Raw genomic sequence first — 19,889 nt, 5'->3', positions numbered from 1 at the left:
ATCGTCGCACGCACCACCGACACGCACGTGGCCGCCCCGAGTCGATCGGGACGGCCACGTTCGGGAGAGGAGCGCTACTGCTGCTGCACGCGGCGACGGATCACGAGGATCCCTCCGGCGACGAGTGCCGCGAGCGCGGTCCAGAGGGCCGCGCCGAAGAGCACACCGCCCGTCTGCGCGAGCTCGTCGGTCGCCGCACCGCCCTGCGCCGCGGTCACGGTCACGGCCGACCGCAGCTGCGAGCCGTCGGGCAGGAACACGACAAGGGTGTGGGCGCCCGCCGGGATCGCCGCGGGGATCGTGACGGTCGTGGCGAACTCGCCGCTCGCCGACGCGGTCACCGATCCGAGCGACACGGGCGTGGAGTGCAGTTCGATCCGCAGGACGACACCCGCGCCGAAGCCGCTGCCGCTGATCTTCAGCGTGCCGCCGGCGACCACGTTCTGCGCGCCGATCACGACGGAGGGCTTGTCGGCACCGGGCTCCTCGCCCGTGGCCGTCACCGTCACCGGTGCACTGGTCGCCTCGGCGGGGGCGTACCCGTCGAGCGAGCCGCTGACCCGCACCGAGAGCGCGTGACCGGCGAGATCGGCCGGGATGGTGAACTCCGCCGACGTCGCGCCCTCGATGGACTCGCCGTCGAGGAGCCACTGGAACGCGAACGCCGTGCCGGTCGTCCAGTCGCCGGGGGTCGCCGTGACCGTCGCGCCCGCCGCGGCGGTGCCGGTGATCGAGGGTGTGCCGATGATCAGCTCACCGGGCTGGGCGGCCGCCTGGCACGCCTCGCCGCACACGACGAACTCCGCCTGCAGGCCCTTGTGGTCGCTGGTCCACAGCGTCTCCGGGGTGAAGATCTCCTCGGACGACACCGGAAGCCCACGGGCACCGCGGACGATGTCGCCCACCGGTCCGACGATGCGGGTGCTTGTGAGGCTGAGACGCTCGTCCGGGGCGAAGAAGATGTAGTCGATGCGGTCGCGCTCGTCGGCCTCCGGCGCCCAGGCCAGCTGCGAGACGCTCACGTTCGGGGTGTCGGCCGGCCAGGTGAAGCCCGGGTGCGTGACCGGATCGGGGTACTTCGCCCGGTACGCGTCGACGAGGCCGCCGTCGTGGAGGATGCTGGTGGTCTGCCACGGAGCCACGACGCCGTTGTGGTCGTAGAGGTTCGCGGTGCTCTCGGTCCAGTCGAGCGCCGACGGCTCGTTCATGTCGGCGCCCATCATCGTGAGGCGCCCGTCCGCACGCTCGGCGGCCATGTCGGCGGTCAGCGCGGTGGCGGCGGCCGGACGCCCCGAGGCGTCGTTCGCGGCGAGGATCCGCTCGACGTCGGTGGCCGGAGCGCTCAGCTTGTTCCATCCGCGCCACTCGGCCGGGAACCCGGGAGCGAGCACGTCGCCCGCGTAGCCGCGGGGGAGGTAGGTGGCGTAATAGCGGTACTCGAGGTGCCCGCCGTACGCCGCGATCTGGGTGTCGCCGACCTGGACGATGGCCTTCATCCAGCCGCCCTGCGTACCCGGCACGGTGACGACGTCGGTGTCGACGATCGGGTACCGCGAGATCACCGCGGCACTGCCGCCCGTGGAGTGGAAGTCGAATCCGAGGTCGCGCGCGATCGCGGCCGCACCGTTCTGCGCCTCCTCCACGAAGATCAGGTCGGCCCCGATCTCGTCGAGCATGACGGCATCGGTGCTCTTGCCCCACAGATTGAGCTGCATGACAGACAGGGCGATCGGCTTCGTCGGGTCGACCTCCGGACCCTCGTAGGGCGGGGCGGTGATCGTGAAGGTGGCCGGCTCGCTCACACGCGTATACCCGTCGTTGTAGAGGTATTCGACCCGGTAGGAGCCCGCAGGGAGCGGGTTGCCGCCGCGGTCCTGGGTCGGGAGCGTGAGGGATCCGGAGGCCCCGGGCGCATAGGCCCAGGCCATCCCGCACGCGTCGCACGGCTCGGGCTTCGACGCCGGGTAGATCGCCACCCAGTTCTTGGTGCTCGGGGTGTCGGTGGCGAAGTCGACCGTGAGCGCGTCGCCGACCGCCAGTTCGGTGCTCGCGAGCGTGACCTGGGAGTCGGCGGCGGCGGATGCCGGGGCCGCGAGCATCAGTGGCGATGCGATGAGCGCTCCCGCGGCGACGATCGCCGTGAGCAGCGGGACTCGCCGGCGCCGGCGTGTCCCGGAGACGGGGGACGAAGACATGTCTGCGTGTTCCTTCCTGAGGATGACGGCGCATGCCCTCAGGGCGGCGTCGTCGAAGGCTCGGATGACCTTCTGACCGCGACAGAACCGCCGCAAGGTGACGACAGGGTGAACACGACCGGACCGGATGGGGGCGGAGACGCGAATCGAACCGTTTCTCGGAGCCTTCTCTGCACAGCTGTTCAGATCGGCGCTCGGGAGGCGTCGAAGGCGCGGCCATGAGGCGGCGACCCCGGAATGCAGAAAAGCCCCGGATCATCCGGGGCTTCGTCCTGTAGCAGGAGCGGGGCTTGAACCCGCGACCTCACGATTAGGTCATGGCTGATATCAGGAGTTACCGCGGGGTGTCTCAGCGTGCGTTTTCCGCGCGCCGACTGCTCTGGCGATATCAGGAGGCGTGCTGAGAACTCATCAAATGTGCGGGGTAAGTGCGGGGCGTCCAGGCGAGGGCGCTGGATTGACACCATCCCGCGTGGCGACCTTCATAGAAGGCTGCCGAGGTCCTCCTCGGGCAGCTCGCGGATGAACCGTTGTGCTTCGCTCACGGGAATGATCTTCTTCGCGCCCGAGTACTTCGCGGTGAGGTCGCCCCGGTCGATGTGCTTGTACAGCTGCCGATCCGAGATCCCCATGGCGATCGCCAACTCCGGGACGGAGTATGCGAGACGGTCCTGGGCGAAGTTGTCACGCAGCGGCTCGAGCTCTTCTCGGATGATCGCTCGGATGGTGTCCTCGATGCTCATGCTTCGGACACTACGGAGCGCCGAACAGCAAAGGCAAGTGGAGAATTTTCTGAGCGGCGCATCTGCGACCTGATCGCGCAAATGTGATGCGGGGCGTTGTGTGATCGAAACGCCTAGGCGTCCGTTGCTACCAGTCCTTGATGACAGCGCACGCTGTCACGAACGGGACGTCGGGCATGTCCATCGGTGCTTTCGCGACGTCGATGATGCGGAACCCAGCGGGCTGGTAGAGGCGGTCGAAGACTTCCTGTCGAGCGTCGACGACGACGAACCGACCCGCTACGTAGCTGCGGGCGCGCTTGATGACTTCTTTCGCTTCGTCCAGGATCGTCGACCCGGGGAGCTGTGCTGACGAGTAGCTGTCAGACCTGGCGAGCTCGGCGATGCTGTACGCGCCGGTCTGGTCGAGTGAGATGTCACCCATGAGCTTCTTCTTGGCGGACCCCGTCGCGTTGCTCAAGTTCAACGCCGTCATGCCGACAGTGAAGAAGCCCGCAACGTCGATGCTGTCCTGAGTCGGTGTGATAATCACATACGTGCGACTATGACCGTGCGCCTCGTAACGATGAACGGATGACCTCGCGAAGGTCTGCAGATGAGGAGACCGCTCGCACTCGAATCCCGCGAGACTTTCTTGCACCCGCTCGGCTAGGAGCTGGTACTTCTCCTGCTCGACGTCTGCGAGAGCGAAGACGTCGTACTGGATTCGCTCGGATGCTCCGTCGGTCAACGCTCTGACGAGTGGGCACGAACGAGACGCTCAAGCGCGCTCAGCCGGCTGTCGGCCGAGTCGGACTCGCGGAGGCGCGACGAAAACCCGGGGGACGCCACCGGGGCGCTCCCACGCGCAGTCATCTCGGCAAGCTGGCGGGCACCGGCTTCCGAAAGAACGTAGGCGCTACCGAGGGCTTCTGAAGCCATGTCGATCTCCGTCTCGATCATGATGGGTCGAGGATGTGACGTTCCCCGGCCGAGTCATTTCCAGAAACGAGTTCGGAAACGACTTGCACTACGGTACCACTAGCGCGCTGGTAGTGGGCTCAGGCTTTCCGCATGACTTTCTTCGTCGCTATCTTGCTGGGTTTGTCGTTCGTCTAGTTCACGACGCCGATGGACTGCAGGTGCTTGTTGACCTTCTCCCACGTCTCGAACGGGAGCACCGCGCCGTTCTCGTCGTGGACGTTGCCGAGGGTCTTGAGCACGGTGTCGGAGTTGCCGAACTCGTGGCGGTCGACGGTCACGTTCACTCGGCCCACATCGGGCACATCGTAGGTAGCCATGCTCGACACGCTAGCGGCTGCCTCTGACACGCGAAAAGGCCCCGCCAGGTGCATGTACACCTGGACGGGGCCTTCGCGGATCAGCGGCCGAACTGGGAACGGATCGCCTGCGGGCTCGGGAACGCGCGGCGGAGCCGGCCGTCGACGAGCTTCGCGAGACCGTCCTCACCGATCTCGAGCCGCCCGGTGATCTCCATCCCATCGCCGCCGAAACCGTCACGCAGCATCGACCACTGGTCGCTGGTGAACACCGGCTCGGGCTTGCCCGACTGGTTCACCGCGATCCCACCGTGTGGCAGCCACCCGCCCTGGTCGTACAGCTTCGGCACGACACCGCCCGAAGCCATCGCCAGGTGCACGTGGTTGTGATGCATCCTCTTGACGTTGTCGGACCAGCCCGCGAAGGGCTTGCCGTTCAGGAGCTGCCGGTTCCCGGCCGGGGTGTAGATCAGCTCGGACGCGTTCGGGAACAGACGTGCGACCTGGTTGAAGATGTCCATGTTCGCGGGAACGAGGTCGATTGCTCGACCCTGCGTGTGGTAGCTGCCCTTGACTCCCCCGACCCCGGCGTTCGCGCCCGGGGACCGGTAGTTCGACGTCATGACCGCGCCGGGCACGGCGCTGCGGACGATGTTCCACATTGCCTCCCAGCCCATGCCCTTCGACCCCTGCGCTTTCGGCGCGGCGGCCGCGAACAGGTCGGAGGTGGCGTTCATGAGCGCTCGAGGGACGGCGCCGGCGAGGTTCGAGAACAGGTTCGGTCCGCCCATGACGGGTGTGAGGAACTTGTCCACGATGTGCGTCTTGATCGCCTGTCCGGGGTTGCTGATGAACTCCCACGCCACGGACGCGGCGTTCGCGATCGTGTCCCAGACGTCGCCGAAGAAGTTCCCGGGTCCGTCACCGAACGGGAGCCGGCCGTTGCGGGCGGCCGCGTTGAGCGCGTCAACACCCGCAGCGCCGCCGACGAGGCGGGTGAACTCCGGGCGCATGATCGCCTCACCACCGGAGAGCGCGAGGCGCCCGGCCGTCGGGGAGAAGAACTGGTGGACATCGCGGCCCGGCGTGTAGCCAGGCATGACACCACCGGACGCGAACGCGATCTCCGCCGCGGGCTTGAGCTTCATGTCCTTGAGCCCGAGGGTGTCGACGATCGAGTTCCAGAACTTCAACAGCCCGTTATTCCAGACGGTCGACAAGACAAAATTGATTGGCACGGCTGCGGCTTTCTTGATCCCGTCCCACGTCTTCTCGATCGCCGCCTTCGCGACCTCGAAGCCCTTCGCGATCTGGTCGATACCGACCTTGAACGGAGTGAAGATGTGCGCGTCGATCCACAGCCAGGCGGCGTTGATCGACTTCGAGATCCCATCCCACACCGGCTTCACGATGTTGTTGTACAGCCAGGAGAAGACGGTCCCGAGAGCCTGAACCGCGGTCCCGATGAACCCGAACACGGGCGACAGGACGTTGGCCCACAGCCACTGGAACAAGACAGCCCATCCGTCGAATACCGGCTTGACGACGTTGAGCCACAGCCAGTTGAAGACGGCGCCGATGGCCTCGAACGCGGGCTTGATTGCGTTCTGCCAGAGCCAGGTGGCGGCAGCGCCGACCGCGGCGAACGCGGGCTGCAGGGCGTTGACCCAGAACCAGTTCGCGAGCGCACCGACGAGGCGGAACGCGTTCACGATCAGGTCGAAGTGGAACTTGAACATGCCCGCCACGAACCCGACAACCGCGGCGATCCCGTCGAACACCGGCTTGAGGATGGTCTCGTAGACCCAGACTGCGATATCGCCGATGGCCTTGAACACCGGTTGAATGACGTTCTGCCAAGCGTCGGTGAAAAATCCGGCGACGTTGGCCCAGGCTTCACCAAGAAATCGGGTGAACTCTGCCCAGATGGTCTTGCCGAGCTCGGTCTCCGAGAAGAACCACACGAGTCCCGCGACGAGCGCAGTGATCGCGGTGATGATGATCCCGATCGGGTTCGCCTTGAGCGCTGCGTTGAACACGCGCGTGGCGACCGCGGCGACCTTCTGCGCGGTCGTGACGACGCCCATGGCGACCGCGTAGACCTTCGCGGAGCCGCCGGCGACGAGCATCGCGCCCTGCGCGCCGTACGTCGCTGCGATGAGGCCGAGCTGCACCGAGCGGAAGAGGGACACCGCCCCGATGACGCTAGCGATCACGCCTGCAGCGATGCCGAGCCCGGAGATCCAGTCCGCGTTCGCGGCGACGAACTCCACGACAGACGTCACGACGCCGATCAGAATCGGTGCCAGGAACGACACTGCAGCAGACAGCGCCTGGACGAGTCCCACGACGATCGGAAGCGCGGTGACGAGGGCCGTGGTCAGTAGCGGGACGACAGCGTTCATGAGCGAGACGAGGGCAGGCAGAACCGGCACGAGAGCACTGCCGATCGCTGTACCGATGTCCGAGAACGCCTGCATCACCGTGGGGAGGATCGGCTTGAGAGCCTGGAACAGGATCGCGACTGGGGACAGGACCATCCACAGCTTGGCGATCGGGCTGAAGTCGATCTGCCCCTGGACCAGTCGCATGAACCAGTCGAACGCGGGAGCGAGGACCTGCCCGACCTTCTCGCCCGCCTTGGCGGCCATGCCTTCGAGCGGGCCCAGCGCCGAGGTGATGGTCTGAAGGGTGGGAGCGATCTGAGGGAACACCCCTCCCAGCAGTCCGGCGCCGATGCGGCCGAGCGAGGCGAGGAAGTTCGAGAACGAGCCTCCGACCGTGCCGCCCATCTCGGACGCAACCGTGCCCGCCGCGGCGGTCGCCGCAGAGGCGAACATCTCGAAGTTCACTTTGCCTTCTGAGGCGAGCTTGAACACCTCTCCGGCGGTGACGCCCATCACCTTCCCCAACTCCTGATAGATGGGAAGGCCCTTGTCGGCGAGCTGTCCGATCACGTCGTTCTGGACGCCGTTCGCCTGGGTCATCGCCTTCGAGAAGATCGAACCCATGTCGCCGAGACCGGTCCCGGCAGCTGCCGCCGTGTTCGCCACGATCCCGAGGACCTTCTCAAGATCCCGGCCGGGCTTGATGCCGGAAGCGACGGCCTGAGCGGCCACGGTCGCGGCGTCGCCGAGGCCGAACGCCGTGCCCTTCACCGAAGACAGCGCGTTCTGCATGATCGTCTCGACCGTCCCGGCATCATTCCCGAGGCCGGTGAGCTTCGCGCGCGCCGTGTCGATCGCGTCGAGGCGCTGGAATCCCTTCACGAGGGCGGTTCCGAGACCTGCGGCGAGCACGCCACCGAGGGCGACGGTGGACACCTTGAGGGCTTTGCCCGCGGACGCAGCGAGACGCTCTCCGAGAGACTTACCAGCGGCGTCGCCAGCCGCGGGGACGCCGCCGAGAATCTTCGCGGTATCCCGCGCGATCCCGGGGGCACGCACGGTCAACGCGACGTACGCGTTTGCTACTTCGACTCCAGTAGCCATGTCAGTTCCCCCTCTCAGTCGGCCATGCGCCGGCGACGATCATTGCGGTGAGCCCGTCGCGGGCTTCCTGGATCACGTTGGCTCCGGTGTCGCTGTCCTGCCGGATCTGGTGCACGACCCCCAGGAAGATGCCGAGGCTCTGTGCGAGCACGACGCACGCCGCTTCGGGTTCGAGGTGTCCGATGCGCCGGACGATCGTCTCGCCGATGACGAAGCTCTCTGGGTTCTGGAACAGGTCGGAGTCCTGGGGGAGGTCGAGGAGGTCGGCGACGATGCGGCCGCCGAGGTCATCGCCGGGATTGCTGAGGGGGCGCTGTCTGCGCTTCATGGGGTCATTCCTTCCGTTTTGAGTTGTCGTCTTGCAGGGTCAATCGCGCGTCGCGGGTGGAGCACCGCCCGATGACCTGACCGTTGATGTCGACGGTGCAGCGGTAGTGGCGCATGTGTTCGCGGTACTCCTCGCCGAACTTGTTGTGGAGCGTGTAGCCGAGAAAGTTGTGCGTCCCGTCACGCTCGAGAGCGTCGGCCACATACGGCCAGTTGTGTCCCAGATCCCGCGCCCGCTGCACGAACCCGGACCCCGCGGCCTTCTCGACGCGCTTCATACGGGGCATCAGGACACCCCGCCCGGATTCCAACGGCGGTTCGCCGCCCGCTGGTGGCGCACGGACTTCGGCTTCTCTGCTTCGTCCGGAAGGCGGATCGCTTCGGCGACGCGCGCCATCGCGGCGTACTGCAGTCGGAGCTCGGACACGAATGGGGAGATGCGCACCTGCCCCTTGGAGCCGGTGTCGACGTACCCGCGATCGGCTAGTTCGGCCTCGAGCTTCTCGACGTGCTGCGCCTGCCGGCCAAGGATGCCGAGCAGCACGAGCTCACGCTCATCCCACTCCATCCCCTCGGGCAGAGCGTCCTCGATCGTCTGCCTCGGGTCGAACTCGGGCGGGTCGCCTGTAACGGCTATATCTGTCACCGCCTCAGGGACGGCGTGAAGCTTGGCGGACATGAAATCTCCTCATGAGGGGTCGAAAAAGCGCCCAGGACGGCTGTCAGGGGCGCAGGAACTTGGATTGAAGGGCATTGCAAGAACAATCAGAGACAGCTCCTCCCCGATGGGCGGCGGGCCCGGCCGGGGAGGGGTGAGCCCCTGGGTCTCGGCGGCAGCTACTGGGTGTCGCGGCGGAGTCCTGGGTGTTGCATGCGTGGGTGTGCGGCGTGGTTGGTGCGTGGCTTCTGCGCTCGGGCGGCTGAGGCTTCACGCTGTGTCTTGCGGTTGTGGTGCCATCGGCACAGCCACTGAAGATTTGAGAGGTCGTGGTTGTCGCCTCGGGTGATGTGGTCGCAGTCGGTGCCTGGTGCGGTGCAGCGTGTGCCGTTGGCGTCGGTGTGCTCGCACTGTCCGTTGGCGCGGTTGCGGACGGACGTGCGTCGTCGGTGCCAGTCGCTGGGTAGGCGTGAGCCTCGGTCGCTGCTGGACCAGTGATGCTCCGTGTGGTCGGGGCAGTAGCGGGTCGTGGTGATGCGGTTCTCGCAGCCCGGCTTCGGGCAGGCTCTTGGCGCTCGCGGCATGGTGGAGTCTCCGTGTTCGGTCGTGGGGTACGCGGTGTGTGCGTACCCGTTAGTGGGTCCGGGCGGGGCGGACAGATCAGAACACCCCGCCCGGGATGTGACGATGCCCCCGTGCTGCTCAGGCACAGGGGCATCGTGTGAGGGTGCCGTCCGACGACCCCGTACGGACGGCACCCGGTCCGTTAGCCGGCGGCTTCGCGCTTCAGTCGCAGCTCCTCGGCGACGTTCGCGATCGCGAGCGCCTGCAGTATCTGAATCTGGCTGACATGCGGCGTGTGCGGACGGTCGAGGCTCGCCTCGAGGCGTTCGATGATCTCGGCGTTGGTTGCCATGGTGTTCCTCCTCTCGGTTCTCAGTCGTCTCGGATGTCACGGAAGGCGCCGGGCTTTCGAGGTGGCTGCCGTCGCGACGGGGCGATGATGACCCTGCGTCCGATGACGCCAGCGAACGCCCGCGTCAGGTTGAGCTTGCGATCGAACTCTGCCTTGCTCATGCGGACCTCGGCGAAGGGGTCATCGACTGGCTGGTGCTGATCGCTCATAGCCATGCCAGGTAGTCGTCGTGCGCGGCGATGCGGCGCTGTCGCTCCTCGCGCGGGTCGTCGAGGTTGATGCGGGCCACGGCGGCACTGGCACGCGTGTACAGCTCAGCCATCACCGTTGGTGTCGGCACCCACGGTGTCGCGGTCGTCACGATGCGCAGCAGCGCGGTCGGACGGTCGACGTCGCCCGGCCACCAGCTCTGCTCTCCCGAGAGCGGCAGGAGGGAGGCCGGCGCGGTACTGGAGTCGGGGTGACGGTCGTTGCGCGCGAGCTTCTCCGCGAAGAACGGGTGCACGGCCAGAGCGTCCTTGTACAGCCCCGTGGTGGTGAGGCGGTCCCAGAAGTTCAGGTCTCTCGGCATGATCTCGAACTGCACGGTGCGGATCTCGTCGTAGTCGCCGACGAGGGCGGCGAGGTTGCGCCAGGCGTCGACCGCGGCGGTTCCGTTCGCGATCGCCTCGCCGGACGTGACCGCGCCGTCGAGAGCAGGCACGACGCTCTGCACGCGCTTCACGAGCTTCTGCAGCTCGTCGTCGAGGATCATGTAGGGCTCGTCCTGGTCGGCCGGTAGCGACATGTCGCGCGTGGTTTCCGCGGCGCGGACAACCTCGTCGACGAGCAGCGCGACCGCGCGATCGTTCTCCTGTGCCCGGTCGATCGCCGCGAGTTCCTCCGTGACTTCCTCGGGGATCGGTTCCCCGTCACGGATCGCGGCGTGCACCTTCCCGAAGACAGCGCCGCGCGCGTTCTTCACATCGAAACGAGGTGGGAGCGACACCGAAAGGCGATTGGCGAGCACTCGTTTCGCATCGTCGTAGCCGGGGATCGAGTTGAACACGCGGTCGCGAATGGTTGGGGTCGTCATGGCGTCTGTCCTTTCAGTTCTTCGGTCCGAAGCGGCGTTCCGCCTCGGCGATTCCGACGTCGACGCCGGCTTCGGGCTGGGTCCGGAAACGGGACGGGATGTCGCCGGTCGGCTTCGGGGTGCTGTTGTCGCGGACCCACGCAGCGACCTTCGCGGTGTTCACGCCGCCGCCGTCGATCAGGGTGTTGACGTCAAGTTCGAGGACGGCGCGGGTGTTCGCGCGTCGCCCGGTCAGTGCGGTGGTGAGGGCGGCGCGTGCCGCGGCCTCGGGGGTGTCGGTGCTCATGGGGTCTCCCTAGGGTGCTTCGGTTCGGTGATGTCGGTCGGTGGAATGTTGTAGCCCTGCTCGCGCAGTTGGACGTAGTAGGCATTGATCGCTGCGGCGTATGCCTCCGGGTCGTCCCAGGCGTCGGACAGAGCCGCGAAGTTCGCGGGTGGGGGTGCACCTTTCACGCTGCGTCCTCTCTCGTCTCGCATCCGGTGCACCAGCCTGATATTGGGTCGAAGGCGTGCACGTGAGGGCGGGTGGGTGTCTTCGGTGGCTTCCACGCTTCGCGGGCTCGTCGAGCGTCTCCACACGCTCCGCACGGGCTGCCGTTCGTGCCATTGGGGTGCCTTGAGCAGAATCGGGAAGGGGGTGTGAGCTCGTCAGGCTGGTTGACGGGCATGCCCGTCAGGTCTCCCCCCTTAGATTCACTTCCCTTCTCTTCATGACGGGATATCCCGTCAACCTGCCCGTCAGGTTGCCCGTCAACTTGCCCGTCAGGTTGCCCGTCAGGTTGATTGACGGGATATCCCGTCAGGTTGTGGTTGAGGGTGCGTCGAGCCACCCGCCCCTTCTGGTGCTGGTCGGCGGACACGATGCCCGCAGTTTCGAGAGCATGTAGAGCGTTCTGTACGTCGCGTTGGGCCATGCCAGCGAGGTCTCGAGTGAGCGTGCTCCGGGATGGCCAGCATTCGCCTCTTTCGTTCGCGTACTGCGCCAGAGCAACGAGAACGCGGTTGACGGCGTGGCTGCCGATGGCTTTCGTGCTGGGGCAGTCCTGGGCGAGGGCCCAGCGTGTGAGATCGGCCCGGAAGTCACCTCCGGTTCCCATCGCTCACCTCCTGTCGATGTTGAGTTGGAAGCAGTGACCCCCACCGGCCGGGGTGGGGGTCACTGGGTCTTTCAGGGCTCAAGCGAGCCGAGGCGTTCGTCGACCTCGGGACGTCGCACGAGGCGACGCTCGTGCCGTTCGAGGTGCTCGGCGAGGTCGAGCGCCTGGCGGGCGAGCGCACGCAGTTCGTCTGCGCTACCGAACGACGCGGACACGAACCCTGACGGTGCCGACATCGTTTCGTCCGCCTCGAGCCGCTGGGTGTACTTGAAGCCTCCGCGGCGCACGATGTAGTCGACGACGTTCCATGCGGGCTTCGGGTCCGCTTCCTCCGCCCACGCCGGCCGGTTCTCCGCGGTGCGCGTTTCACGCAGGTCCTCGGCTTTCCGCCACTGGCAATACTCGTCGATCGGCAGGTACTCAAACCCGCCGTCCGGCTTCGGTCGCCGACCCCACATGCCGGCGCTCACGATCAGCACCCCGGTCCTGCCGACGAGGAGTTCGTTGGGCGTCCTCTTGAAGTGCTCGCGCTGGAACCTGCTGAGCTTCAGCGGCTTGAACTCCTCCCACGTCCCGGAGATCTCCTCACCGGACTGGTTGTAGTACTGGACGAAGCTCGTGCGCTCGGGCCCGTCGCCGTTGATCGCATCGAACGCCACGTGGTCCTCGTAGAACGGTTCGTGCGGCTTGAGCTCGTAGTACTCGTCGGGCTTCATCGTCGCGTACTCGGCGACGACCTTAGCGATCGCGTCTTGCAGCGTCGTGCTTGGGGTCGCTAGAGTGTTCATATCAGTTCCTTTTCGTGGAGATTCGGTTCTGGTCTTCGCCCTCGAGCTGGTTGCCGCCAGCGACGAGGGCCTTTTTCTTGCCCACCCGGGCAATGTTCTTGATCGAGGATGTCTTGAGCGCCTTCTCGTAGGTCTCTATGTCGTGGCCGACCCGTGCGTTAAACAGACCGACGATCTCGGCCTTGGTGCGCTCGTAGCCCGACTTCCGGAGTCCGGCGCGAACCATCTTGCGCAGCTTCGTCTCAGGGGCAAAGAGCTCTTGGCTCTCAAACAACTCCCTGCCGAACTGGATGAGTTCGTCGGCCCGAGCTTCCGTGTTGCCCCGGGTCTGATCGGATGAGGCGACGCTCACCCCGCCTCCGAGAGTGAGTCGAGCCATGCAAAGACATCCTCCCTGCGGTATCGAACAGAACGACCGATGCGCAGAACCTTCGGGCCAGTTCCGTCCGCGCGACGCCGAGCGAGAGCGGGAAGCGAGACCTGAGTGAACTCAGACACCTGCGCCGCTGTGCAGATCGCAGGCAGATCCGTCAGTTCAACGCGTGACGCGGTAGTGATTGGCGTAGCCACTGGAAATCCTCTCCCTTGAAATCAATTTGATTCCTTCTGCGATCAGTATGACCGCAAGACTCCTAGAGATCAAGTCGTATCTCTCAGCGATCAAAAAGATCTGCAAGAATGAGGGTATGGACGAACTACATCTCGGACCGACCGGCCACACGGTGGCAGCTCAGATCGCGGCGATTCGAGAAGCCAGACAGATGACCTTCGCATCGCTATCAGCTGAGCTGGATCGTCTGGGCCATCCGATTCCGACGCTCGGGCTGCGCAGGATCGAGTCTCGAGCTCGTCGTGTCAACGTCGACGACTTGGTCGCTATCGCCGTCGCGTTGAACGTCTCCCCGCAGACGCTGCTCATGTCGCAGAACGATGATGGAGCGCTCCCAACGGCACTTCCGAAGTCCTTCGACTCCTCGGAGGCGCGCGCATGGATGAGGGGTGACCTGAACCTCACTCTCGAATCACGCCATGACTACTGGCTCGAGCGACGAGGAGAGATCGAAACTGCGCTGATAGAGGCCGATCGACTCGCAGCAAGTAGCGATGTGAAGGCGGCAGGGTGGGCGCGAAGACGGGTTATCCAGCTGCGCACAGATCGGGCACAAACCCTGGAGCGCATCGAAGCAATCGAGGAACTCATTCGTACAGGCGGCGAAAGTGGCTAGGCCGCGGACTCCGCTAAGTAGCTTCGGCGCCGTCTCGACGGCGCAGGTTGCGCCCGGGAAATGGAGGGCGCGCACCAGGTACCGGTTCGACGACGGGAAACTGCGGCAAGTCGAGCGGTTCGCGCCGTCGAAGGCGAAAGCCGAGGCCGCACTCAAGCTGGCGCTCACGACCATTCAGGCGTCAACGGCCGTCGAAGTGAAGCGGGAGACGCGCCTGCAGGATCTCGGCGAGCGATTCCTACTCGCGAAGGCTGGGCGTGCGCCGCGCACGGTCGAGACATACGAGCGCGCAGTGCGCAAGATCATCGGACCGAGGATCGGCGACCTGGCCGTGTCGGAGGCGACGCCTGATCGGCTGCAGCGGTTCATCGACACGATCGCGCAGGAGGTGGGCGTGGGCACGGCGAAGACCGTCCGCTCGGTGCTCTCAGGAATGATGGGGCTCGCGACGCGCGCGGACGCCGTGCGCCACAACCCCGTCCGTGAGCTGACGCCACTTGAGCAGAAGGCGGTCGGCGCGACGCCCGTCCCCCTAGACGAGCTCGCCAGCATCCTGGAGCAGCTACGCGGCGACCAGCGCGCGCAGGACCTCGACCTCGTCGACCTCGTCGAGTTCGTCGCCGGAACGGGTGTGCGGATCAGCGAGGCGTGCGCGCTCGCTTGGGAGGACGTCGACCTCGGCGCCGGGACCGCGACCGTGCGCGCGAATGCCGTCCGTGCGACCGGCCGCGGGGTCATTCGGCAGGAGCACACGAAGACTGAAGCAGGCACCCGCCGTATCCGCGTCCCAGGAGGCGTGCTCGGCATCCTCGGGGACCGGCGCGTACGCGGAGGCCCCAACCCTCACGGGCTCGTGTTCCCGACCGTGCTCGGCAACCTTCGAGACCCGCGCAACACGGCACGGGACTGGGCACTCGCCCGCGGCCGGCTCGGCATCGGCGAGTACACGTTCCACAGCTTCCGGAAGACCGTAGCCACGGCGCTCGACCAGGCGGGCCTCACGCCCCGCGACATCGCGGAGTACCTTGGGCACGCCGACCCGTCGCTCACCATGGGCACGTACATGTCAAAGACGGTCGGCGGCACCCGCGCGGCGGATGCACTCGATGCCGTGCTCGGCCTCTGAATCCGCGGGGTTTGTGCGGGGTGGACTGACCCAGAATGCAGAAAGCCCCGGACGAATCCGGGGCTGAACTGGAGTTTCTGTAGCAGGAGCGGGGCTTGAACCCGCGACCTCACGATTATGAGTCGTGCGCTCTCACCAACTGAGCTACCCTGCCGCACCGCATCCGCCGTGCTTCTGCGGATGTTGCGAGCCCCGAGTCAGGATTGAACTGACGACCCCTTCCTTACCATGGAAGTGCTCTGCCACTGAGCTATCGGGGCGTGCTGCCCCTCGCGGGGCAACCACACGAGAATACCATCACCATGGCGTCCTCATGAAATCGAGAGAGTCAGTACGAGTACCGACCGGCGTTCTCCCGCAGCCACGGGAGCGGGTCGATGGTCGACCCGTTGATGATGATCTCGAAGTGCAGGTGCGCGCCGTACGAACGACCGGTGTTGCCGGTGTGTCCGACGATGTCGCCGACCTTCACGGTCTGGCCCGCCTTGACCTGCAGGGAGCCGTACTGCATGTGCGAGTAGTGGCTCGTGATGACCTGTCCGTCGATGACGTGGTCGATGTACACGGTGACGCCGTAGGCGCCGCCCTGCTCCGTCGCGATGCGCACCACGCCGTCGGCGATGGCCTGGATCGGAGCCCCCTCGCCGGGGACGAAGTCGATGCCCTCGTGCAGACGGCCCCAGCGCATGCCGTAGCCCGAGCTCATGCCGACGCCGACCTTGAACGGCCACTGGATCGCCGCCTCGGGGTCGTTCGTGAAGACCTCGTTGGAGTAGTTGATGCCCTCTTCCGAGGCGACCTCGATGAGCGACATGGTCGAGAAGCTGTCGGAGCGCGCGAGCGACTCGTTCTGCACGTCCGAGGAGGTCACGAAGGCCTGGATCTCGTCCTTGCCGTCGACGGCCGCCGATCCGGACGCGACGAGCGACGTGGCGGAGAGCGACGTCGCCCCCTGCACGGCGGCGACGGCCTCGGCGGGGAGCGTCATCCCGACGGCGAGGAGTCCGGCCAGGCTCATGACGCCGACGGTCGCGCCGGCGGCGAAGAACTTGCGGACCGGCGGGCGTCGACGCGCGACGTGCGCCGTGGCGGAGGTCTCGGGCTGCGCGGTGGCGGACTCGTCCGCGGCGCCGTCGGAGCCGGCGGCCGTCGGAGTCGGTGCGGTCTCGGACGCAACGGTGCGGAAGGCGCGGGAAGCGGTCTCGAACGCGTCGGTCGCACCGGCGATGCGCGTCGGCTCGGCCTCGGGGATCGCAGCGGTCTCGGGGATCGCGTCCGGCTCGGGGGCAGTGCGGGTCTCGACGGGCTCGGAGACGGCGACCGCCTCGACGGGCTCGACGTCTTCGATCGGCGCGTCATCCGTGGCCGCGTCCACCGGATCGGCGGACGTGGTCGCGCCGGTGGCGGCGGCGACGGCGGTCGCTGCGACGAACACCTCGGCGGTGTTCAGTCGCTGACGGGCGGCACGGCGCGAAAGCGGGGCTGCGGAGACGGGGGTCGTGTCTTCGGAGTCGGCTGCCTTGGCCTCTGCCGCGGGCGCCTCGACAGGCGCAGTGCGGAGTCGGCTGGACCGGCGCGTGGGCGCAGAGGCAGCCTGGGGGTTCTCGAAGGGCAAAACGAATTCTCTCGGGTCAGACGTCACGCCGGGGGGCGTAGAGGACTTCATCGTTCGGGCCGATGAAAGTAACGATCGGATAAACACTAGCCTGCGGAGGCTGGGAATGCCATGAATCGCTCACGATTCCTCCTCCACGATACCCCGAAGTCGATCGTGGACCTGGGTGCCACCCGCGATGAGCATCGGTCTCGCCGAATCGGTGTCGATCAGCGAGACCTGGCCTCCGGCCTCGGCGACGAGCAGCGCTCCGGCGGCCAGATCCCACGGCTTGAGGCCGCGCTCGAAGTAGCCGTCGAGACGCCCGGCGGCGACGAAGGCGAGATCGAGCGCGGCGGACCCCGAGCGGCGGAGGTCACGGGCCATCGTCATCACCCGCCGCACGGTGGCGAGGTCCCCGTCGTGCGTCGACGGGTCGTAGCCGAACCCGGTCGCGAGGAGCGCCCCCGCCGCGGTCTCCGCCGTGACCGACAGGCGCACGTCGCCCAGATACGCACCGTGCCCACGGGCGGCGTGGAACAGATCTCCGCCGGCGGGCCCGTAGACGGCTCCGGCGAGCGCCTCCCACTCCCCCGGTACGACGCTCCCTCGCACCGCGGCGATGCTCACGGCGTACGACGGGATGCCGTAGGCGTAGTTCACGGTCCCGTCGATCGGGTCGACGACCCAGGTGATGCCGGTCGCGCCCTCGTCGGGTGCGGACTCCTCTCCGAGGAACCCGTCGTCTGGCCGCGCCGCGAGCAGCCGGGCCCGGATGAGCGCCTCGACCTCGCGGTCCGCCTCGGTGACGATGTCCGCGATGGACGACTTCGTCGCAGCGAGGTGCACGCCTTCGGCGCGACGACGACGCGCCAGCTCTCCTGCCTCCTGAGCGACCTCGACCGCGAGGTCGCTCAGCCCGAGCTCGAGGCTCACTGCGGAGGAAGGGGCGGGGCCGGCGGGTACGTGCCCGGCGCATCCGGAGCCGGAGGGGCGGACGGCGGTGCGCTCGCCGTCGGCGCGGGTGCCGGGGGGACGGGAGGCGGCGGGGTCGGGGCCGCACCGGCCTGAGGGTACGGCGCCACCGGGAACGGCTGCGGAGCGGCGACGGCGAGCTGCGGCTGCACGGGCGGCAGCGCCGACGGCTGCCCCGTGTAATACGCGTTCCAGTCCGGCGACCCGTCGGGGAGCGCGGGGAGCGGCGTCACGCCGTCGGCGTAGGTGGGCCATGCGGGAGCGGTCGCGACGCCGCGCGGGGCGCCCGCGGGCTTCTTGGGGGCGAACAGCGCGTTGAGCAACGGGATCAGCGCGGTGCCGACCGCCGCCAGGATCGTGAGCGCCACGACGATGCGCCAGTACAGCTCGCGGTACTCGAACGTGTGTGGGAACGTGAGGAAGAACACCAGCATCCCGACGAGCCCGGCGAGGAAGACGAGCGTCGCGATGTAGATGACCCGCGTGAACGTCGTGCGGTGCCGCTCCGCTGCGGGGGTGAACAGGCGCACGTGCAGGAGAGCGAGCTGCAGGATTCCGATCACGAGGAGCAGCTGGAAGAATCTCTCCGCTCCCGTGAAGAACATTCCGTCCTCCGGCAGCCAGATCTTCACGGCCCCGACGAGCAGCGCCACGATCCAGCTCACCATGCTCGACAGCGCGAGCCAGTCCGGGCGGTTCGGCGCGAGGCCCGCCTCGAGGATCGCGATGCCCGCGAAGGCCGCGAGCAGCAGGATCGTGAGGAAGGCGCGACCGATCAGACCGTCCTGGTCTCCGATCAGCACCCACACGACGCACACGAGCGCGGCGGCGATGAGAGCGCCGATCGCGATCCAGATCGCCCCTCGGATGAGGAGGGACATGTTCTTCTTCTCGACCAGCGGCTGCGGCTGCTGGGCGATCTCCGGCTGGGACATCGCGATCCTCTCGTTGAGCGGCGTTGCGTTCATCCTTGCACGGGGGCCGCGCGAACCGTGGTGCACGACCGCGATCCGCCGCCGAGACGTGGGCGGATCGCGGGGATGCGTGAAGTGGGGAGGAGAGGTCAGCGCGAACGGCTCTGCGCAGCGAATGCCGCGATGCGAGCCTGTGCGTCCGGTGTCGCCATCGCGGCGCCGATCGACCGGGCCTCCTCGCTGAGTTGCTCGACGAAGCTGCGCTCGGGCTGCGAGCGGACGAGCCTCTTGGCCTGGCCGTAGGCTGCGGCCGCGCCGTCGAGCCAGAACCGCGCTACCTCCTCGGCCCTGGCGCGCACGAGCTGCGCTTCGGTCACGGCATCCTCACCGGCGACCGCCTCGGCCACCAGACCCCACTCGACGGCCTCCTCGGCCGTGAGCATCCGGTCCTGCAGCACGAGCTGCAGCGCGCGGCGCTGGCCCACGGCGCGCGCCAGCTGCGCCGACACGGACAGGTCGGGGGTGAGACCGATGTTCGCGTACAGGCTGCCGAGCTTCGATCGCCCGCCGATCACGGCGTAGTCGCTGCTCAGCAGGATGCCGAGTCCGCCTCCGGCGGTCGTCCCGTGCGCTGCGGCGACGACGGGGACCGCGGATTCGGTGAGCGCGCGGATGCCTGTGTTGATGACCTCGGCGAGCGCGGCGATGTCCGTCTCGGAGCCGCCCGTGGTCGCCATCTCGATCACGTCTCCCCCGGCGCAGAAGGCCGGGCCCACCGCATCGATCAGCACGGCGCTCACGTCGTCCCTCGTCGTCGCCTCGACCGTGGCGTCGCGCCACGCGTGCGCGAGTTCGGCGTTGAAGGCGTTCAACCGTTCCGGACGGTTCAGCGTGAGCCGCGCCAGCCCCTCGTCGACGGTGAACAGGATGACATCGCTCATGGCTTCTCCTTCGAGCACAGGACGTATGCCCCCCAGGCTAATCGCGATCAGGATGAGGCCCACACGCGCGCCGCGAACGCCTCCATGCGCCGACGCGTGCCGTCGAGGCGGAAGTCGACCTGGCCTGACGCACGCACCTCGTTCGGGGCGAGCGGGTGAGCGAGACGCACGTTCTCATGGCATGACAGATCGGCGCAGATGTAGGTTCCCACGGAGTCGCCGCGTGCTCCGGCCTCTCCGGTCCGCCGCGCCGAGAAGAGGGAGACCTGGTTGCCCGGCTGCATGGTGTGGCAGATGTTGCACATCCCCGAACGCGCGCGTCCGGGATCGGTGGACCGCAGCACGATCCCGGTTATCCCGTCGTCGCGCTGGATCAGGAGGTATCCGCGTCGTCCGGCGCTCGGGTCGCGCCACGCGAAGAAGTCCAGGTAGTCCCAGTCGATCAGCACGAAGTCGTGCGGCATCTCCATGACCCGGAGCTCGTCGGCATCGGCGTTGACGAAGGACGCACGGACCTCTGCCTCGGTGAGCGCTCGCATCCGCCCAGTCTAGGCAGGTGCACTC

General features: G+C 67.1%; 23 protein-coding genes and 2 tRNA genes. 2 read left to right on the top strand and 23 right to left on the bottom strand.

The window, feature by feature from the left end; genetic code table 11:
• Positions 1-74: 74 nt before the first annotated feature.
• The 16 genes from ACIPY8_RS05325 to ACIPY8_RS05250 form a co-directional block, all read right to left on the bottom strand.
• On the bottom strand, positions 75-2,195 hold the full coding sequence (locus tag ACIPY8_RS05325; RefSeq protein ID WP_400815756.1) for an endonuclease/exonuclease/phosphatase family protein: 2,121 nt from the start codon (positions 2,193-2,195) through the stop codon (positions 75-77).
• Positions 2,196-2,677: 482 nt separating this feature from the next.
• Complete coding sequence (locus tag ACIPY8_RS05320) at positions 2,678-2,938, bottom strand: hypothetical protein (protein ID WP_400815754.1); 261 nt, start codon at positions 2,936-2,938, stop codon at positions 2,678-2,680.
• A gap of 127 nt (positions 2,939-3,065) precedes the next feature.
• On the bottom strand, positions 3,066-3,668 hold the full coding sequence (locus ACIPY8_RS05315) for a hypothetical protein (protein ID WP_400815752.1): 603 nt from the start codon (positions 3,666-3,668) through the stop codon (positions 3,066-3,068).
• Positions 3,669-4,032: 364 nt separating this feature from the next.
• Complete coding sequence (locus tag ACIPY8_RS05310) at positions 4,033-4,218, bottom strand: hypothetical protein (protein WP_400815750.1); 186 nt, start codon at positions 4,216-4,218, stop codon at positions 4,033-4,035.
• An 80-nt stretch (positions 4,219-4,298) separates the two neighbouring features.
• Positions 4,299-7,688: a tape measure protein gene (locus ACIPY8_RS05305; protein ID WP_400815748.1), complete on the bottom strand. Its 3,390-nt coding sequence runs from the start codon at positions 7,686-7,688 to the stop codon at positions 4,299-4,301.
• A gap of 1 nt (position 7,689) precedes the next feature.
• Positions 7,690-8,016 (bottom strand): hypothetical protein, encoded by a 327-nt coding sequence (locus tag ACIPY8_RS05300; protein WP_400815747.1) that lies wholly within the window; start codon positions 8,014-8,016, stop codon positions 7,690-7,692.
• Positions 8,017-8,020: 4 nt separating this feature from the next.
• Positions 8,021-8,293 carry a hypothetical protein gene (locus ACIPY8_RS05295; RefSeq protein WP_400815744.1) on the bottom strand — a complete coding sequence of 91 codons (273 nt, stop codon included), beginning with the start codon at positions 8,291-8,293 and terminating at the stop codon, positions 8,021-8,023.
• A gap of 8 nt (positions 8,294-8,301) precedes the next feature.
• Complete coding sequence (locus ACIPY8_RS05290) at positions 8,302-8,694, bottom strand: hypothetical protein (protein WP_400815743.1); 393 nt, start codon at positions 8,692-8,694, stop codon at positions 8,302-8,304.
• A gap of 745 nt (positions 8,695-9,439) precedes the next feature.
• The gene (locus ACIPY8_RS05285) at positions 9,440-9,589 is read right to left on the bottom strand and encodes a hypothetical protein (RefSeq protein ID WP_400815741.1); all 150 of its coding nucleotides are present in this window, start codon (positions 9,587-9,589) and stop codon (positions 9,440-9,442) included.
• A gap of 20 nt (positions 9,590-9,609) precedes the next feature.
• Entirely contained in the window at positions 9,610-9,750 is a 141-nt protein-coding gene (locus ACIPY8_RS05280) for a hypothetical protein (protein ID WP_400815740.1), read from the bottom strand.
• A gap of 44 nt (positions 9,751-9,794) precedes the next feature.
• The gene (locus tag ACIPY8_RS05275) at positions 9,795-10,664 is read right to left on the bottom strand and encodes a hypothetical protein (RefSeq protein WP_400815738.1); all 870 of its coding nucleotides are present in this window, start codon (positions 10,662-10,664) and stop codon (positions 9,795-9,797) included.
• Positions 10,665-10,677: 13 nt separating this feature from the next.
• Positions 10,678-10,950 carry a hypothetical protein gene (locus tag ACIPY8_RS05270; RefSeq protein ID WP_400815736.1) on the bottom strand — a complete coding sequence of 91 codons (273 nt, stop codon included), beginning with the start codon at positions 10,948-10,950 and terminating at the stop codon, positions 10,678-10,680.
• 163 nt (positions 10,951-11,113) lie between these two features.
• Positions 11,114-11,761 (bottom strand): helix-turn-helix domain-containing protein, encoded by a 648-nt coding sequence (locus ACIPY8_RS05265; protein ID WP_400815734.1) that lies wholly within the window; start codon positions 11,759-11,761, stop codon positions 11,114-11,116.
• Positions 11,762-11,832: 71 nt separating this feature from the next.
• The gene (locus ACIPY8_RS05260) at positions 11,833-12,549 is read right to left on the bottom strand and encodes a hypothetical protein (RefSeq protein WP_400815732.1); all 717 of its coding nucleotides are present in this window, start codon (positions 12,547-12,549) and stop codon (positions 11,833-11,835) included.
• A 1-nt stretch (position 12,550) separates the two neighbouring features.
• Positions 12,551-12,928 (bottom strand): hypothetical protein, encoded by a 378-nt coding sequence (locus ACIPY8_RS05255; protein WP_400815730.1) that lies wholly within the window; start codon positions 12,926-12,928, stop codon positions 12,551-12,553.
• Positions 12,898-13,047: a helix-turn-helix transcriptional regulator gene (locus tag ACIPY8_RS05250; protein WP_400817646.1), complete on the bottom strand. Its 150-nt coding sequence runs from the start codon at positions 13,045-13,047 to the stop codon at positions 12,898-12,900. Before ACIPY8_RS05250 ends, ACIPY8_RS05255 begins: the two co-directional genes overlap by 31 nt.
• A gap of 188 nt (positions 13,048-13,235) precedes the next feature.
• On the opposite strand from ACIPY8_RS05250, the gene ACIPY8_RS05245 reads away from it, so the two are divergent.
• Both ACIPY8_RS05245 and xerC read left to right on the top strand, forming a co-directional pair.
• Positions 13,236-13,775, top strand: a complete 540-nt coding sequence (locus ACIPY8_RS05245) for a hypothetical protein (protein ID WP_400815728.1) — start codon at positions 13,236-13,238, stop codon at positions 13,773-13,775.
• Positions 13,776-14,067: 292 nt separating this feature from the next.
• The gene (gene xerC / locus ACIPY8_RS05240) at positions 14,068-14,901 is read left to right on the top strand and encodes a tyrosine recombinase XerC (RefSeq protein WP_400815726.1); all 834 of its coding nucleotides are present in this window, start codon (positions 14,068-14,070) and stop codon (positions 14,899-14,901) included.
• A gap of 80 nt (positions 14,902-14,981) precedes the next feature.
• Here xerC and ACIPY8_RS05235 read toward each other — a convergent pair.
• The 7 genes from ACIPY8_RS05235 to ACIPY8_RS05205 form a co-directional block, all read right to left on the bottom strand.
• Positions 14,982-15,055, bottom strand: a tRNA-Met gene (locus ACIPY8_RS05235).
• 34 nt (positions 15,056-15,089) lie between these two features.
• Positions 15,090-15,161 (bottom strand) — tRNA-Thr (locus ACIPY8_RS05230).
• A 68-nt stretch (positions 15,162-15,229) separates the two neighbouring features.
• On the bottom strand, positions 15,230-16,336 hold the full coding sequence (locus ACIPY8_RS05225) for a peptidoglycan DD-metalloendopeptidase family protein (protein WP_400815723.1): 1,107 nt from the start codon (positions 16,334-16,336) through the stop codon (positions 15,230-15,232).
• A 300-nt stretch (positions 16,337-16,636) separates the two neighbouring features.
• Positions 16,637-17,431 carry an inositol monophosphatase family protein gene (locus ACIPY8_RS05220; protein WP_400815720.1) on the bottom strand — a complete coding sequence of 265 codons (795 nt, stop codon included), beginning with the start codon at positions 17,429-17,431 and terminating at the stop codon, positions 16,637-16,639.
• Entirely contained in the window at positions 17,428-18,405 is a 978-nt protein-coding gene (locus tag ACIPY8_RS05215; protein WP_400815718.1) for a hypothetical protein, read from the bottom strand. The genes ACIPY8_RS05220 and ACIPY8_RS05215 overlap by 4 nt, the downstream gene beginning before the upstream one ends.
• Positions 18,406-18,533: 128 nt before the next feature.
• Complete coding sequence (locus tag ACIPY8_RS05210) at positions 18,534-19,325, bottom strand: enoyl-CoA hydratase/isomerase family protein (RefSeq protein ID WP_400815716.1); 792 nt, start codon at positions 19,323-19,325, stop codon at positions 18,534-18,536.
• A gap of 47 nt (positions 19,326-19,372) precedes the next feature.
• The gene (locus ACIPY8_RS05205; protein WP_400815714.1) at positions 19,373-19,864 is read right to left on the bottom strand and encodes an FBP domain-containing protein; all 492 of its coding nucleotides are present in this window, start codon (positions 19,862-19,864) and stop codon (positions 19,373-19,375) included.
• Positions 19,865-19,889: the final 25 nt, after the last annotated feature.

This window comes from Microbacterium sp. NPDC089696, from assembly GCF_044749125.1.
In the GTDB taxonomy this organism is placed as follows: Bacteria; Actinomycetota; Actinomycetes; order Actinomycetales; family Microbacteriaceae; genus Microbacterium.
This window is presented reverse-complemented; position numbering and strand designations above follow the sequence as displayed.

Bases quoted from the DNA above. Each gene is read 5' to 3' on its own strand.
- ACIPY8_RS05325 (WP_400815756.1), bottom strand. From the start codon at position 2,195: ATGTCTTCGTCCCCCGTCTCCGGGACACGCCGGCGCCGGCGAGTCCCG.
- ACIPY8_RS05320 (WP_400815754.1), bottom strand. From the start codon at position 2,938: ATGAGCATCGAGGACACCATCCGAGCGATCATCCGAGAAGAGCTCGAG.
- ACIPY8_RS05310 (WP_400815750.1), bottom strand. From the start codon at position 4,218: ATGGCTACCTACGATGTGCCCGATGTGGGCCGAGTGAACGTGACCGTC.
- ACIPY8_RS05305 (WP_400815748.1), bottom strand. From the start codon at position 7,688: ATGGCTACTGGAGTCGAAGTAGCAAACGCGTACGTCGCGTTGACCGTG.
- ACIPY8_RS05300 (WP_400815747.1), bottom strand. From the start codon at position 8,016: ATGAAGCGCAGACAGCGCCCCCTCAGCAATCCCGGCGATGACCTCGGC.
- ACIPY8_RS05295 (WP_400815744.1), bottom strand. From the start codon at position 8,293: ATGAAGCGCGTCGAGAAGGCCGCGGGGTCCGGGTTCGTGCAGCGGGCG.
- ACIPY8_RS05290 (WP_400815743.1), bottom strand. From the start codon at position 8,694: ATGTCCGCCAAGCTTCACGCCGTCCCTGAGGCGGTGACAGATATAGCC.
- ACIPY8_RS05285 (WP_400815741.1), bottom strand. From the start codon at position 9,589: ATGGCAACCAACGCCGAGATCATCGAACGCCTCGAGGCGAGCCTCGAC.
- ACIPY8_RS05280 (WP_400815740.1), bottom strand. From the start codon at position 9,750: ATGAGCAAGGCAGAGTTCGATCGCAAGCTCAACCTGACGCGGGCGTTC.
- ACIPY8_RS05275 (WP_400815738.1), bottom strand. From the start codon at position 10,664: ATGACGACCCCAACCATTCGCGACCGCGTGTTCAACTCGATCCCCGGC.
- ACIPY8_RS05270 (WP_400815736.1), bottom strand. From the start codon at position 10,950: ATGAGCACCGACACCCCCGAGGCCGCGGCACGCGCCGCCCTCACCACC.
- ACIPY8_RS05265 (WP_400815734.1), bottom strand. From the start codon at position 11,761: ATGGGAACCGGAGGTGACTTCCGGGCCGATCTCACACGCTGGGCCCTC.
- ACIPY8_RS05260 (WP_400815732.1), bottom strand. From the start codon at position 12,549: ATGAACACTCTAGCGACCCCAAGCACGACGCTGCAAGACGCGATCGCT.
- ACIPY8_RS05255 (WP_400815730.1), bottom strand. From the start codon at position 12,928: ATGGCTCGACTCACTCTCGGAGGCGGGGTGAGCGTCGCCTCATCCGAT.
- ACIPY8_RS05245 (WP_400815728.1), top strand. From the start codon at position 13,236: ATGGACGAACTACATCTCGGACCGACCGGCCACACGGTGGCAGCTCAG.
- ACIPY8_RS05215 (WP_400815718.1), bottom strand. From the start codon at position 18,405: ATGTCCCAGCCGGAGATCGCCCAGCAGCCGCAGCCGCTGGTCGAGAAG.
- ACIPY8_RS05210 (WP_400815716.1), bottom strand. From the start codon at position 19,325: ATGAGCGATGTCATCCTGTTCACCGTCGACGAGGGGCTGGCGCGGCTC.
- ACIPY8_RS05205 (WP_400815714.1), bottom strand. From the start codon at position 19,864: ATGCGAGCGCTCACCGAGGCAGAGGTCCGTGCGTCCTTCGTCAACGCC.